Annotated in this window: 12 protein-coding genes; 8 read left to right on the top strand and 4 right to left on the bottom strand. The window is 69.3% G+C overall.

From position 1 onward, the window contains the following. The first annotated feature begins 67 nt into the window (after positions 1 to 67). Positions 68 to 1,969, top strand: a complete 1,902-nt coding sequence (locus AAW51_RS25115; RefSeq protein WP_047196813.1) for an ATP-binding cassette domain-containing protein — start codon at positions 68 to 70, stop codon at positions 1,967 to 1,969. A 73-nt stretch (positions 1,970 to 2,042) separates the two neighbouring features. Here AAW51_RS25115 and AAW51_RS25110 read toward each other — a convergent pair whose 3' ends face one another. Together AAW51_RS25110 and AAW51_RS25105 are read right to left on the bottom strand one after the other, a co-directional pair. Next, on the bottom strand, positions 2,043 to 2,864 hold the full coding sequence (locus tag AAW51_RS25110; RefSeq protein ID WP_053013893.1) for a hypothetical protein: 822 nt from the start codon (positions 2,862 to 2,864) through the stop codon (positions 2,043 to 2,045). Positions 2,865 to 3,005: 141 nt separating this feature from the next. Continuing rightward, a complete protein-coding gene (locus tag AAW51_RS25105; RefSeq protein ID WP_047196812.1) occupies positions 3,006 to 4,454 on the bottom strand; it encodes an aminotransferase-like domain-containing protein in 1,449 nt (482 codons plus the stop codon). A 182-nt stretch (positions 4,455 to 4,636) separates the two neighbouring features. Between AAW51_RS25105 and AAW51_RS25100 the strand changes: the two genes are divergently transcribed. The 4 genes from AAW51_RS25100 (at position 4,637) to AAW51_RS25085 (ending at position 8,362) form a co-directional block, all read left to right on the top strand. Beyond that, on the top strand, positions 4,637 to 5,251 hold the full coding sequence (locus AAW51_RS25100) for a LysE family translocator (RefSeq protein ID WP_047196811.1): 615 nt from the start codon (positions 4,637 to 4,639) through the stop codon (positions 5,249 to 5,251). A 3-nt stretch (positions 5,252 to 5,254) separates the two neighbouring features. Further along, positions 5,255 to 6,196: a DMT family transporter gene (locus AAW51_RS25095; RefSeq protein ID WP_047196810.1), complete on the top strand. Its 942-nt coding sequence runs from the start codon at positions 5,255 to 5,257 to the stop codon at positions 6,194 to 6,196. A gap of 100 nt (positions 6,197 to 6,296) precedes the next feature. Next, complete coding sequence (locus AAW51_RS25090; RefSeq protein ID WP_047196809.1) at positions 6,297 to 7,526, top strand: aminotransferase-like domain-containing protein; 1,230 nt, start codon at positions 6,297 to 6,299, stop codon at positions 7,524 to 7,526. Continuing rightward, positions 7,523 to 8,362: a PhzF family phenazine biosynthesis protein gene (locus AAW51_RS25085; RefSeq protein ID WP_047196808.1), complete on the top strand. Its 840-nt coding sequence runs from the start codon at positions 7,523 to 7,525 to the stop codon at positions 8,360 to 8,362. Before AAW51_RS25090 ends, AAW51_RS25085 begins: the two co-directional genes overlap by 4 nt. 37 nt (positions 8,363 to 8,399) lie before the next feature. Here the strand turns inward: AAW51_RS25085 and AAW51_RS25080 are convergent, their stop codons facing one another. Further along, positions 8,400 to 9,944 carry a B12-binding domain-containing radical SAM protein gene (locus AAW51_RS25080; RefSeq protein WP_047196807.1) on the bottom strand — a complete coding sequence of 515 codons (1,545 nt, stop codon included), beginning with the start codon at positions 9,942 to 9,944 and terminating at the stop codon, positions 8,400 to 8,402. Between the two features lie 41 nt (positions 9,945 to 9,985). Here AAW51_RS25080 and AAW51_RS25075 point away from each other — a divergent pair, with 41 nt between their 5' ends. Continuing rightward, complete coding sequence (locus AAW51_RS25075; RefSeq protein ID WP_047196806.1) at positions 9,986 to 10,717, top strand: alanyl-tRNA editing protein; 732 nt, start codon at positions 9,986 to 9,988, stop codon at positions 10,715 to 10,717. 39 nt (positions 10,718 to 10,756) lie between these two features. On the opposite strand, the gene AAW51_RS25070 is transcribed toward AAW51_RS25075, so the two are convergent. Then, positions 10,757 to 11,227, bottom strand: a complete 471-nt coding sequence (locus AAW51_RS25070; RefSeq protein ID WP_047196805.1) for a c-type cytochrome — start codon at positions 11,225 to 11,227, stop codon at positions 10,757 to 10,759. A 227-nt stretch (positions 11,228 to 11,454) separates the two neighbouring features. Here AAW51_RS25070 and AAW51_RS25065 point away from each other — a divergent pair, with 227 nt between their 5' ends. Further along, positions 11,455 to 12,114 carry a cytochrome b/b6 domain-containing protein gene (locus tag AAW51_RS25065; RefSeq protein WP_047196804.1) on the top strand — a complete coding sequence of 220 codons (660 nt, stop codon included), beginning with the start codon at positions 11,455 to 11,457 and terminating at the stop codon, positions 12,112 to 12,114. Between the two features lie 46 nt (positions 12,115 to 12,160). Further along, on the top strand, positions 12,161 to 12,652 hold the full coding sequence (locus tag AAW51_RS25060; RefSeq protein WP_047196803.1) for a GNAT family N-acetyltransferase: 492 nt from the start codon (positions 12,161 to 12,163) through the stop codon (positions 12,650 to 12,652). Positions 12,653 to 12,756 lie beyond the last annotated feature (104 nt).

Raw genomic sequence — 12,756 nt, 5'->3', positions numbered from 1 at the left:
TAATTCGACCCTCGCGCGGCCGCCGGCCGCGCTGCTGTTTGCTGTCTGTCTGCCCACCTGTCCCACCATGGCCCTGATCACCCTCACCAACGCCAAACTCGCCTACGGCCATGTGCCCCTGCTCGACGACACGATGTTCGCGCTCGAGGCCGGCGAGCGGGTCGGCCTGATCGGCCGCAACGGCACCGGCAAGTCCTCGCTGCTGAAGATCCTGGCCGGGCTCGAAAAGGCGGACGACGGCCTGCTGCAGTTGCAGCAGGGCCTGCGCATCGCTTACGTGCCGCAGGAGCCGCAGTTCAACGCCGACGCACAGGTGTTCGACGCGGTCAGCCTGGGCTTGGCCGAAGTGCGCGAGCTGCGCCAACGCTACGAGGCGCACGCGCCCGGCGAAGATCTCGACGCGCTGCAGACCCGCATCGAGGCGCTCGACGGCTGGACCTGGGAGCAGCGGGTCGAAGAAACGCTGGCGCGGCTGCGGCTGGACCGCGACGCGCCGGTGGCGCGTTTGTCGGGCGGCACCAAAAAGCGCGTCGCGCTGGCCCAGGCCCTGGTCGCACAGCCCGACGTGCTGCTGCTCGACGAACCCACCAACCACCTCGACCTGGCCTCGATCGGCTGGCTCGAAGAGCTGCTCAACGGCTTCCGCGGCAGCGTGGTGCTGATCACCCACGACCGGGCGTTTCTCGACGGCGTGACCACCCGCATTGTCGAACTCGACCGTGGCCAGCTGCGCAGCTATCCCGGCAATTTCACCGCCTACCAGGCGCTGAAGGAGCAGCAGCTGGCGGACGAGGCCTTGCTCAACGCCCGCGCCGACAAGCTGCTGGCACAGGAGGAGGTGTGGGTGCGCAAGGGCGTCGAGGCCCGCCGCACCCGCAGCGTCAGCCGGGTCAAGCGGCTGGAGCAGCTGCGCCGCACCCGGACCGAACGGCGCGACGTGGTGGGCCGGGTCCGGCTCGACCTCGACGCCGGCGCCTCCAGCGGCAAGCTGGTGGCCGAGCTGCGCGACGTCAGCAAGTTTTATGAAGGCCGGCCCATCGTCAGCAACTTCTCGGCCACGCTGCTGCGCGGCGACAAGGTTGGCCTGATCGGGCCCAACGGCGCCGGCAAGACGACACTGCTGAAGTTGATCCTGGGCGAGATCGCGCCCGACAGCGGCAGCGTGCGGCAGGGCACCAAGCTGCAGGTGGCGTATTTCGACCAGATGCGCGAGGCGCTCAACCTCGACGCCACGCTGGCCGACACCATCAGCCCGGGCAGCGAATGGATCGAGATCGGCAACGCCCGCAAGCACGTGATGAGCTATCTCGGCGACTTTTTGTTCTCGCCGCAGCGCGCCAACTCACCGGTGCGCACGCTCAGCGGCGGCGAGCGCAATCGCCTGCTGCTGGCCCGCTTGTTCGCGCGCCCGGCCAACGTCTTGGTGCTCGACGAACCCACCAACGACCTCGACATCGACACGCTCGAACTGCTAGAGGAGTTGTTGCAGACCTACGACGGCACGGTCTTTCTGGTCAGCCACGACCGCCGTTTCCTCGACAACGTGGTCACCAGCACGATCGCCTGGGAGGGCGACCTGCAGCCGGGCTTCTGGCGCGAGTACGAGGGTGGCTATGAAGACTGGCGGGTGCAGAGCCGCCGCAGCCGCGCGCTGCAGGAGCAGCAGCAGAAGGCCGCGGCCGCACCGCCGCCGGCGGCCAAGGAGGCGGCTCGCACCGAGCCCGCGCCCAAGCCCGCGACCGGGGCCGCCCGCAAGCTGTCGTACAAGGAACAACGGGAACTCGAAGAACTGCCGCGCCGTATCGAAGCGCTCGAAGCCGAGCAGCAGCAGATCGGCGAGACGCTGGCCGGGACCGAGGTGTACCGCAGCGAGCCCCAGCGCGTGGCCGAACTGCAGGCCCGTTACGCCGCCATCGAAGAAGCGCTGATGGAAGCGCTGGAACGCTGGGAAGCGCTCGGCTCGAGGTGAACGGGAAGAAGGGGGCGGTCGCAGGACGGCCGGTCGGTCGGCCGCGCGGCCGGCTTGGTTGGCGCGGCGCGCCTCAGCTGTGGCGCCGGCGCAATCCGAAGTTGGCCAGCCAGGACTCCGCCGACGAGGTCGGCAGCGCGCGGCTGATGATCAGGCCCGACTGCAGGTACAGCGCGTTCAGCAGCCGCACCGCATCTTCGCGGCCGCGGCCGATCAACTCCGTCAGTTCGCGCAAGGTCACCGGCTGGGTGCGCATGTGGCGGATCACGGCTCGGTGGACCGAGCGGATCTGCAACATGCGCAGATCGAGGCCCGGCGTGGTGCGGTAGCAGGCGTTGCCGGCGACTTCGGGCAGCAACTCGGTGCGGCTGCCCCGCATCGCCAGTTCCCACAGCAGCGGCGCAATCGGGTGGTAGCACGACAACGGCGCGACCAGCGACGACTCGGAGTCGCCGGGCGCTCGCAACACCGCGGGCTCGACCCGCAGCACTTTCAACAGTGCCAGTCGCTGCAACAAATAGGTATCCGGCTCGGCCGGGCAGTGGAACAGCCGCTCGCGCGGAAACACCGTCACCGGCACCACATAGCCGCCCGCTTCGCAATGCACCACCACGCTTTGGGCGTGGCGCAGACAGGCGGCCAGCACTTCCAGCACTTCGGTGCCGCTCGGGCGATGCTCGAAGCGTTGCAGATCGGCCAGCAAAGAGGGGCTGAGCGCGGTCAGTCGCGGGACGGCAGTGGTCGCGCCGGGCTGGCGTGCCAGTTCGTCCAGGTAACGCTGGAAGACGCTGGCACGCATCAACTCCGGTTCACCGAAGGGGATGGTGGTCTCGTTCATCAGCAGGTAAATCGCGACGCGCGCCGCGTCGAAGCGGCACACAGACAGCCGGGTCACAAGTGCGTTGTCCCAGCAGAAACTAGGCCTTGCATTTGTATGTGTTGGTGACTGTACTTTAGGGATCACCCAGGGGGAACGGGAAAACACTGATAAAAGCTCGGAGATCAGCACAAACCCGTAGTTTGTGGCAGGCAAAAATCACAGTTGACCGCGGACCCGGGCGAAGTCAGCCCAGAAACCGGCGTCCTGGGCGGCTGTGAAGTTCAGCCGCATCAACGTGGACGGCTGCCGCACCGCGTGAAACAGCGATCCGGGCGCGAGCAGATAACCTTCGTCGAGCATGGCTTGCGCCAGTCGGTCGGTGTCGACACCGGTGTCGACCCAGCCGAACAAGCCGGCTGGCTCCGTCACGAAGCGGCAGCCGGCCTTCATCGCCAACTGCACACAGCGCGCGCGAGCGCCGTCCAGCTTGGCGCGCAGCCGCTCGGCGTGACGGCGGATCTGGCCCTGGTCGAGGCAATGGGCGAGCGCCTGCTCGAACAGCGACGGTGTGGTCAGGGTGGTCAGCAGCTTGGTGTCGATGAAACGCTCGACCAGCGAGGGGTGGGCGGCCAGGTAGCCGACCCGCCAGTTGGGCGCCAGGATCTTGGCGAAGCCGCTCACATAGATGGTGCGTTGCAGGGCGTCGAGCGAGCTCAGGCGGGTGGCATGCGCGGGCGCCAGGTGCGAGTAGGTGTCGTCTTCCACCACCCGGAAGTCGTGCTGCTGCGCCAGTTGCAGCACCCGGTGGGCGTTGCTCGGCGCCAGGCAATAGCCGGTCGGGTTGTGCAGCACGCTGACGGTGATGAACAGCTTGGGCCGCTGTTCCGGCGCATAGGCCTCGCAATACCTCGCCATCACGCCGAGGTCGGGCCCGTCCTCGCGCCGCGGCACCGGCAGGATGCGCATGCCCATCTGCGTCAGGCGCGCGAACTCCACGGCCCAGCCCGGCTCGTCGACCATCACCGAGTCGCCCGCCTTCAGCAGCGCCCGGCAGACGATATCCAGCGCGTGGGTGGCGCCGACGGTGGTGACGATCTGGGCCGGCGTCGCCTCGATCTCCATGCTGGCGAGCTTCTGGCTCAACGACCGGCGCAGCGCCGGGTCGCCGGCGGGGTCGCCGTATTGCAGCGACACGGCGTGCAGGTTGGGAGTGCTCGTGACGCGCCGCACGGCCGAGCCGAGGAACGGCGTTTCGAGCCAGGTGGCCGGTAGCACGCCCATGCCCGGCATGCCCTTCATCTGCCCGCCGTGGGCGTCGACCTGCCGGAACATGCCGCGGATCAACGTCGCCGCGTCCACCGGCGGCTGCGCCCGCTCCCCGACAGGGCGCGCCTCGGAACGCTCGGCCAGCGCCGCTTCGGTACGAGCGTCCGGACGCGACTCGCGCACGAAAAAGCCGCGGTTGCGGCGGGCCTCGATCATGCCCAGCGCCAGCAGTTGGTCGTAGGCCGCCACCACCGTGTAGGGGCTGACCTCATGACGGCGCGCACACTCGCGCACCGACGGCAGCCGCGCGCCCGGCGGCAGCAAGCGGTTGCGGATGCGCTGAGCAAACCGGTTGGCGAGTTGGTCGGTGAGCGTTTCGGACGGAGACCGAGTGAGCATGGCGGAGGCCCTGTGTGCTGGCAAATGAACCGGTACAGTCTGCAGTGTGGGTCGGTTATTTGTATTGGTGCTGTATCGGTCACTGATCATAGACTGGCTCGCATGTTCGCTCCAGCCCTGCACCTTCCATCCTCTCGGCCGCACGCTGCAGGCGGCGCGGCGACGTCCGGGCGGAGGTGGGCATGACGCTGCAGGAGTTGGTCGCGCTGCTGCTGCTGGCGACCGCGATGTCCTTCACGCCCGGTCCCAACACCACTTTGTCGGCGGCGCTGGCGGCCAACTGTGGGCTCAAGGCGGCGCTGCGGTTTTGTTGCGCGGTGCCGGCCGGGTGGAGCGTGCTGATGCTGATCTGCGCGCTCGGCATCGGCGCCGTCGTGATGGCGATGCCGGCCTTGCGGTGGGGCGTCAAAGGCGTCGGCGTGGCCTACATGTTGTGGCTGGCCTGGAAGCTGTCGCAGGCCAGTCGGCTGGGCGAGGCCGACCGGGCCGCGCTGGACATCGGCTTCTGGCAGGGCGTGATGCTGCAGTTCGTCAACATCAAGGCGTGGATGCTGGCGCTGGCACTGAGCGCCGGCTGGGTCAGCGGCGGCGCCGGCGCGAGCCCCGAGCACCAGGACCAGCGGCTGCTGATCGTGCTGGCCGTGATGGGGGTGTATGCCTTCGTCAGCAACTTCACCTATGCGCTGGTCGGCTCGCTGCTGCGCGAATGGCTGGCGCAAGGCCGCCGTCTGCTGTGGTTCAACCGCACGATGGCGGCCGTGCTGGTCGCCACCGCGGCCTGGATGACGGGAGTCTGAGCGATGTCGGCTGCCACCCTCACGACGCCCCTCGAGCAAGAAACCCGCGGCCTCTGGCTGGGGCTGCTGGGCGTCGCGATTTTCGCGCTCACCTTGCCGATGACACGCCTGGCCACCGGCGCCGCCGCCGACCCCCAGTTGTCGCCCGCCTTCGTCACCTTCGGCCGCGCGGCGCTGGCCGGGCTGTTGTCTATCGTCTACCTCGCGGTCGTCGGCGGGCCGCGCCCGCAAGGCCGGCAATGGGCGGCCTTGCTGTTCACGGCGGCCGGCAACGTGCTGGGCTTTCCGCTGTTGCTGGCGCTGGGCTTGCGCCATGTCGAGGCGGTCCACGCCGCGGTCATCACGGGCCTGCTGCCGCTGGCAACCGCTGCGGCGGCCGCGCTCGCATTCCGACAGCGCCCGGCGGCCGCGTTCTGGGGCTGCGCCGCGCTCGGCAGCGCCCTGGTGGTGGTCTACGCGCTGTCGCACAGCAGCAGCAGCAGCGGGGGCGGTGCCGGGCTGCGGGCGCACTGGGCCGATGCACTGCTGGTGCTGGCCGTGCTCGCGGCGTCGGCGAGCTATGTCGTCGGCGCCCGCCTGACCCCGGCGCTGGGCGCCGAGCGGGTGATCTGCTGGGTGTTGGTGGTGTCGTTGCCGCTGACACTGCCGGCGGCGGGATGGACCTGGCCGACGCAGCCGGTGCGGGCAGCCGCCTGGGGCGGGTTTGTCTATGTCGCGCTGTTTTCGATGTGGCTCGGATTTTTCGCCTGGTACCGCGCGCTGGCCCTCGGCGGGCCGGTGCGGGTCAGCCAGGTGCAGCTGCTGCAACCCTTTTTGTCGATGCTGTTTGCCGTGCCGCTGCTGGGCGAACGGCTGGACGCGACCACGCTCGGTTTCGGCGTCGCGGTGATGGCCACGGTGTTCATCGGCAAGCGCTTGCCGGTGCAGACGGGCAAACCCGCATGAACGCCGCTGCACACCACCCTGGATGCCGGTCCGCTGCCGGCCGCACCCATTGGCCCGTCGTTCTCGGCGGCCTTCACTTCCTCACCTCAGGAGACACCCCATGACGGCCACGGCACCCGACCGCGAGCACGACAACCCCTGGCACCTGGCGCGCCGCGCCGAGCGGATGAACCCGTCCATCATCCGGGAGATCCTGAAGGTCACCGAGCGGCCCGGCATCCTCTCGCTGGCCGGCGGCCTGCCGTCGCCCGACACCTTTCCGGTGGAGGCGGTGCGGGAGGCGTCGGCCCGGGTGCTGCGCGACAACCCGCGCGAAGCGCTGCAGTACGCAGCGAGTGAAGGTTACGCACCGCTGCGCGAGTGGGTCGCCGCCCAGGTGGGCGCGCAACAGGGCATGCAGGTCGACGCCAGCCAGGTGCTGATCACCACCGGCTCGCAACAGGGGTTGGACCTGTGCGCCAAGGTCTTGCTCGACCCCGGCAGCCGGGTGCTGGTCGAAACGCCGACCTATCTGGGCGCCTTGCAAGCCTTCGCGCCGTACGAGCCCGAGGTGGTCGCCCTGCCGTCCGACGAAGAAGGACCGCTGCCGCAGGCACTGGTCGATCACGCCCGCGGCGCCCGCTTCTTTTATGTGCTGCCCAACTTCCAGAACCCGAGCGGGCGTTGCATGAGTGCCGCGCGGCGCGAGGCGCTGGTCGCCGAGGCGCGCCGTCTCAAGCTGCCGCTGCTGGAAGACAACCCCTACGGCGAATTGTGGTTCGACGCGCCGCCGCCGCCCGCGCTCGCCTCGCGTTACCCCGGCGGCACGCTCTACCTCGGCTCGTTCTCGAAGGTGCTGGCGCCGGGCCTGCGCCTGGGCTATGTGGTGGCCCCGCCCGCCTTGTACCCGAAGCTGTTGCAGGCCAAGCAGGCGGCCGACCTGCACACGCCGGTGTTCAACCAGCGGGTGGTGCACGAGGTGATCCGCGAGGGTTTCCTGGATCAGCACGTGCCCCGCATCCGCGCGCGTTACGCCGCCCAGCGCGACGCGATGCGCATCGCGCTGGAGCAGCACATGCCGGCCGAGTGCCGCTGGAGTGCACCGATCGGCGGCATGTTCTTCTGGATGGAGCTGCCGCAGGGGATGGACGCGATGGCCTTGCTGCCGCAGGCGGTGGAGGCCGGTGTGGCCTTCGTGCCCGGTGCGGCCTTCTATGCGCGCGAACCCCGCATCAACACGCTGCGCCTGTCGTTCGTGACGCTCGACCCCGAGCAGATCGCCACCGCGGTGCGGCTGCTGGCCGGCGTGGTCCGGGCGGCACAACCGGCGGCGGCCGGGGTTGCAGCATGAAGCGCGCCTTCAAGCAGGTCGATGTGTTCAGCGGCGCGGCGTTGAGAGGCAATCCGCTCGCGGTGGTGTTCTCGGCCGAAGGGCTGAGCGATGAGCAGATGGCCGAGTTCGCGCGCTGGACCAATCTGTCCGAAACGACGTTTTTGCTGCCGCCCACCGACCCGGCGGCCGACTACCGGGTGCGCATCTTCACGCCCAGCGAAGAACTGCCGTTTGCCGGCCATCCGACGCTGGGCAGCTGCCACGCGTGGCTGGAGGCAGGCGGGCGACCGCGCACGCCGGGGCAGGTGGTGCAGCAGTGTGCCGTTGGGCTGGTGACGCTGCGACGCGAGGACGACAGCGGCCGGCTGGCGTTCGCCGCGCCGCCGCTGCGCATGCGCGAGGTCGAGCCGGGCTTGCTGGCCGACGTCTGTGCGGCGCTCGGCGTGACGGTGCAGCAGGTCGAGGCGGCGCGCTGGCTCGACAACGGGCCGACCTGGCTGGGCCTGCGCCTGGCCAGCGCCGAAGCAGTGCTGGCGCTGGAGCCGCGGCACGGCGCTCTCGTGGCCCTTGCGAAGGTGGGTGTCATCGGGCCGTGGGGCCCGGGTGCGCCGTGCCAGTTCGAAGTGCGCGCCTTTGCCGAGCCGGTCGGGGTGCCGGAAGACCCGGTGACCGGCAGCCTCAACGCCAGCCTGGCGCAGTGGCTGATCGGCGAGGGCGTGGCGCCGGAGCGTTACGTCGCGGCGCAAGGCACGCGGCTGGGGCGGGCCGGGCGGGTCCACATCGTGCGGGAAGGTGACACGGTGTGGGTGGGCGGCGAGAGCCGCACCTGCATCGACGGCAGCTTGTCGTTGTGATGTGGTGAGCTGGGGCAGGGCGTCACGCCGGGGTCCGTCAGTCGGGCGAACCTGCGGGCAGCCGGTCGTGTTGGCGGCGCGCCTGCCGCTGCGCGAGCGGCTTGGCGCCGGGCCGTCGCTCGCGCAGCGGGGCCCCGGTGTCCAGGCAACGCGGCTTGCCGCGGGCGCCGCTGGCTTGATAGTCGAGCCGCAGCGTCTCGCGCACGCTGTCCGTGGCCAGGCCAAGGCCGTCGCACAAATGCTCGAACAACGCGTCGACCAGATCCTCATAGGCGATCTGGTGGGTCTTGCCGGTGCGCTGCCACAAGGCGTCCGAGAAGGCCGCAAAGCGGGCGAAAGGGGCGTCCCCGAGCAGCAGCGCGAGCGCGCGCGGCAGCCGGCCGGCGTTCGCCACCAGGTCCCAATAGCGGGCAAAGCGCTGCAGGCGCTGCACGGTCGCGAAATCGACGCAGTCGTTCTGCAGGATCGCGTAGGGCGGCTCCGGGTCGTAGACCATCGCGTGGGTCGCGGTGTGGCGCACGATGGGTGTGCCGCGCAAGCGCTTCAGGATGCCGACCTGGATCTCGTGCGGCGCCAGCGCGACCAGCCGGTCGAAGCCGGCCGCAAAGCTGGCCAGCGTCTCGCCGGGCAGGCCGAAGATCAGGTCGGCGTGCACATGTGTTTGCGAGTGGGTCACCAGCCAGCGCAGGTTCTCGGCGGTCTTGTCGTTGTCCTGCCGGCGCGAGATGCGTGCCTGCACCTCGGCGTCGAAACTCTGGATGCCGACTTCGAACTGCAGCGAGCCGGGCGGAAACTGCGCAATCAACTGCCGCAGACGCTCGGGCAGGTGGTCGGGCACCACCTCGAAGTGCACGAACAGCCGGTCGTCCAACCGTTCCAGGAAAAACGCCAGGATGCGGGCCGAAGCCTCGATCTTGAGGTTGAACGTGCGGTCGACGAATTTGAAGTGGCGCGCACCGCGCCGGTGCAGACGTTCCAGCGCCGCAAGAAAGCGGTCGAGGTCGAAGGCCCAGGCGGTCTTGTCCAGCGAGCTGAGGCAGAACTCGCACTTGAACGGGCAGCCGCGCGAAGCTTCCACATAGACCAGCCGGTGCGCCAGGTCGTCGTCGGTGTACTCGTCGTAGGGCAGCGCCAGCGTGTCGAGCGGCGGCTGTTCGCCGGCGATCACTTTGGTCAGCGGCCGCGGGCCGTGCAGCAGCGCCTGACAGAGTTTCGGAAAGCTCACGTCGCCCCAGCCGGTGATCACATGGTCGGCCAGCCGGCAGATCTCCTGCTCGGCGGTTTCATGGCTCACCTCGGGGCCGCCGAGCACGATGCGCAGTTGCGGCCGCAGCGCTTTCAGCAGACGCACCACGCGGGTGGTTTCGACGACGTTCCAGATGTAGACGCCGAAGCCGACGATCTGCGGCGGCTCGCCCGACGACAGCAGCCGTTCGACGATCTCGACCGGCTTTTGCAGGATGGTGAACTCGCGGATCTGGGTCTGGTCGCGCAGCGCGCCCATGTTGGCGCGCAAACAGCGCAAGCCGAGCGAGGCGTGGATGTATTTGGCGTTGAGCGTCGCCAGGACGATGGCAGGCATAGCCGCCCATTATTGATTTCGATGTGCACCAGGAGGGCAAAGTGACGGAAGAACTGTTTCGCGAAGACAGCTATCGGCGGGAATGCGAGGCCCGCATCACCGCGGTCGACGCCGCCGGGCTGCAACTCGACCGCACCGTGTTCTACCCGCGCGGCGGCGGGCAGGCCGGCGACGCCGGCGAGTTGCGGCTGCCCGACGGGCAGGCGCTGCGGGTGGCCGACACGGTCAAGGGCGAGACAGCCGGTGTCATCCTGCATCTGCCGGCCGCCGGCCAGGACGAACTGCTGGCCCGGTTGCAGCCGGGGCAGGCGCTGACGGCGTGCATCGACTGGGAGCGCCGCCAGCGCCACATGCGCTTTCACACCGCCACCCATTTGTTATGCGCGCTGGTGCCGCACCCGGTGGACGGGTGTTCCATCACCGCCGACTACGCCCGGCTCGATTTCCACATGACCGAGCCGCTCGACAAGGACACCTTGAACGCCGGCCTGGCGCGGCTGGTGGCCGAGGCGCGCCCGGTCAGTCACAGCTGGATCAGCGACGAGGCCCTCGACGCCAACCCCCAGCTGGTGCGCAGCATGAGCGTGCAGCCGCCGCGCGGCTCCGGGCGGGTGCGGGTGCTGAAGATCGACGGTGTCGACCTGCAGCCCTGCGGCGGCACGCATGTGGCCAACAGTGCCGAGATCGGGCCGGTGGTGGTGACGAAGATCGAGAAGAAAAGCGCCAAGACGCGCCGCGTGGTGCTCGGTTTCGCGGCGCCGGCCGCCGATTGACACGACGACGGGCGGCGTCCACCGCCCGTCGCGCCGCCTTTACTTGTTGCGGTACTCGTCGTGGCAGGCTTTGCAGGTCTGCGCGGCCGCGCCGAAGCTGGCCTTGATCTGGTCGAGGTTGCCACCCTTCGCGGTCGCGTTCAGCTTGGCCACCTCGTCCTGCATCTTCTGTGCGGCGGCCTTGAACTTGTCGTTTTCTTTCCAGATGTCGGGACGGGCCTTGGTCTCGCCCGTGTCGGTGCCTTCACCGAAGGCGGCCCATGGCAGCTTGGACATGTATTCCACCACCGCGGCGTTGTCGGCCGCGGCCTTGGCGTCGAACGGCGCGCGCCCGTTCACCATCGCGCCGATGCGGCCGAAGTGCTGGGCCATTACCGTGAAGGACGCCTTGCGGTACTTCACCGCATCTTCCGGCTTGGCGAACTGCGCCTGGGCCGGCGCGGCGGCGAGCAGGGCGGTCATGGCGGCGGCGGCCAGGCCGCTCACGGCCCCTCTGATTTTCTTGGTCATCGTGTGGCTCCAGGGGGGCGTCGGAAACAAGGACGGCGTGTCGACGAAGCCCACACCGCAATGGGCAGCGCGCGCCAAGGCGCGCTGGCGCACACCGCAACCACCCGGCACATGCCCCCCGCACGGTGCCGGCGGCCGCGTTCGGCGCCGCCCCGTACTTTCACGCTTGCGGTCTCCCCGCTTCCCCCGGTAAAACCCTGCGGTTGCCATGGCGTCGAGGGAGCGAGATGAAGATCCGGATCTGGGACCTGCCGACCCGCTTGTTTCACTGGGCCTTGGCCGCGAGCGTGATCGGGCTGGTGGTCACAGCCAAGACCGGGGGCAATGCGATGGTGTGGCATTTTCGCCTCGGCTATCTGGTGCTGGCGCTGTTGCTGTTTCGCCTCGCCTGGGGCCTCGTGGGCGGCCACTGGTCGCGTTTCGCGACCTTCGTCTACGGCCCGCGCAGCGTGTTGCGCTATCTGAGGGGCGGCGCGCCGGCCGCCCACACGGCCGGCCACAACCCGCTGGGCAGCTTTTCGGTGTTCGCGCTGCTGCTCGCGCTGGCGGCCCAGGTGACCACCGGGCTGTTCGCCGACGACGAGATTGCCTACGCTGGCCCGCTGGCGCACCAGGTGTCGGCCGAGCTGAGTCTGAGCCTGACGTGGTATCACAAGGTCATCGGCGAGCCGCTGCTGATCGCGCTGGTGGTGCTGCACCTGCTCGCGCTGGCCTTCTACATCGGCGTGAAGCGCCAGCGCCTGGTGGCGCCGATGTGGCACGGTGACAAGGAGGTGGACGGCGATCTGCCCGCGTCGCGCGACGGCGCGGGTGCCCGCTGGTTGGCCCTGGCAGTGTTCGCAGCCGCTGGTGCCGTCGCCGCCTGGGTCTCCCGCATCGGGAGTTAGACTGCACGCTGGCCGCGGCGGGTTCCGCGGCGCCGAACCCTGAGTGATGGAATCCCCCGAGATACGTCTTGTCGTCCCCGACCGGCCCGAGCTGCTGAACGCCGCCCGCGAGATCTTCAAGGAATACGCCGACTCGCTCGGCGTGGACCTCGGGTTCCAGGGCTTCGAGACCGAGCTGCGGTCCTTGCCGGAGCCCTATGCCCCGCCCGGTGGCCAGTTGCTGCTGGCCTACGTCGACGCACAGTTGGCGGGCTGCGGCGCCTTCCGCTACATCGCCGAGACCGACTACCCGAATGCCTGCGAGATGCGCCGGCTCTACGTGCGCAAGCCGTTTCGGCGCTTTGGCCTCGGCCGCACCATCGCCCAGGCGCTGATCGACGAGGCGCGCCGCTGCGGGTATTCGTCGGTGCTGCTCGACACCATCGACGAGATGGAGGCGGCGCGCAGCCTGTATACCTCGCTCGGTTTTCACGAGATCCCCCCGTACTACTTCAACCCCCTGCCGGGTGCCCACTACCTGAAGGCCGAGCTGGGGTGAAGTCGCAGGCCGCCGCCACGCCCCGACGCCCGGCCCTGCCGGCGCACCGTGGGGCGAGCGTGCCGGTTACATCGAGGTACCGACGTAGCATCGTCGACTTGCCA

The organism is Caldimonas brevitalea, from assembly GCF_001017435.1.
GTDB classification, from domain to species: Bacteria; Pseudomonadota; Gammaproteobacteria; order Burkholderiales; family Burkholderiaceae_C; genus Caldimonas; species Caldimonas brevitalea.
This window is presented reverse-complemented; position numbering and strand designations above follow the sequence as displayed.

Excerpts from the sequence above, each read along its gene's own strand:
- AAW51_RS25095 (WP_047196810.1), top strand. The coding sequence starts at position 5,255 with ATGTCGGCTGCCACCCTCACGACGCCCCTCGAGCAAGAAACCCGCGGC.
- AAW51_RS25085 (WP_047196808.1), top strand. The coding sequence starts at position 7,523 with ATGAAGCGCGCCTTCAAGCAGGTCGATGTGTTCAGCGGCGCGGCGTTG.
- AAW51_RS25080 (WP_047196807.1), bottom strand. The coding sequence starts at position 9,944 with ATGCCTGCCATCGTCCTGGCGACGCTCAACGCCAAATACATCCACGCC.
- AAW51_RS25060 (WP_047196803.1), top strand. The coding sequence starts at position 12,161 with ATGGAATCCCCCGAGATACGTCTTGTCGTCCCCGACCGGCCCGAGCTG.
- AAW51_RS25115 (WP_047196813.1), top strand. The coding sequence starts at position 68 with ATGGCCCTGATCACCCTCACCAACGCCAAACTCGCCTACGGCCATGTG.
- AAW51_RS25090 (WP_047196809.1), top strand. The coding sequence starts at position 6,297 with ATGACGGCCACGGCACCCGACCGCGAGCACGACAACCCCTGGCACCTG.
- AAW51_RS25100 (WP_047196811.1), top strand. The coding sequence starts at position 4,637 with ATGACGCTGCAGGAGTTGGTCGCGCTGCTGCTGCTGGCGACCGCGATG.
- AAW51_RS25065 (WP_047196804.1), top strand. The coding sequence starts at position 11,455 with ATGAAGATCCGGATCTGGGACCTGCCGACCCGCTTGTTTCACTGGGCC.
- AAW51_RS25070 (WP_047196805.1), bottom strand. The coding sequence starts at position 11,227 with ATGACCAAGAAAATCAGAGGGGCCGTGAGCGGCCTGGCCGCCGCCGCC.
- AAW51_RS25105 (WP_047196812.1), bottom strand. The coding sequence starts at position 4,454 with ATGCTCACTCGGTCTCCGTCCGAAACGCTCACCGACCAACTCGCCAAC.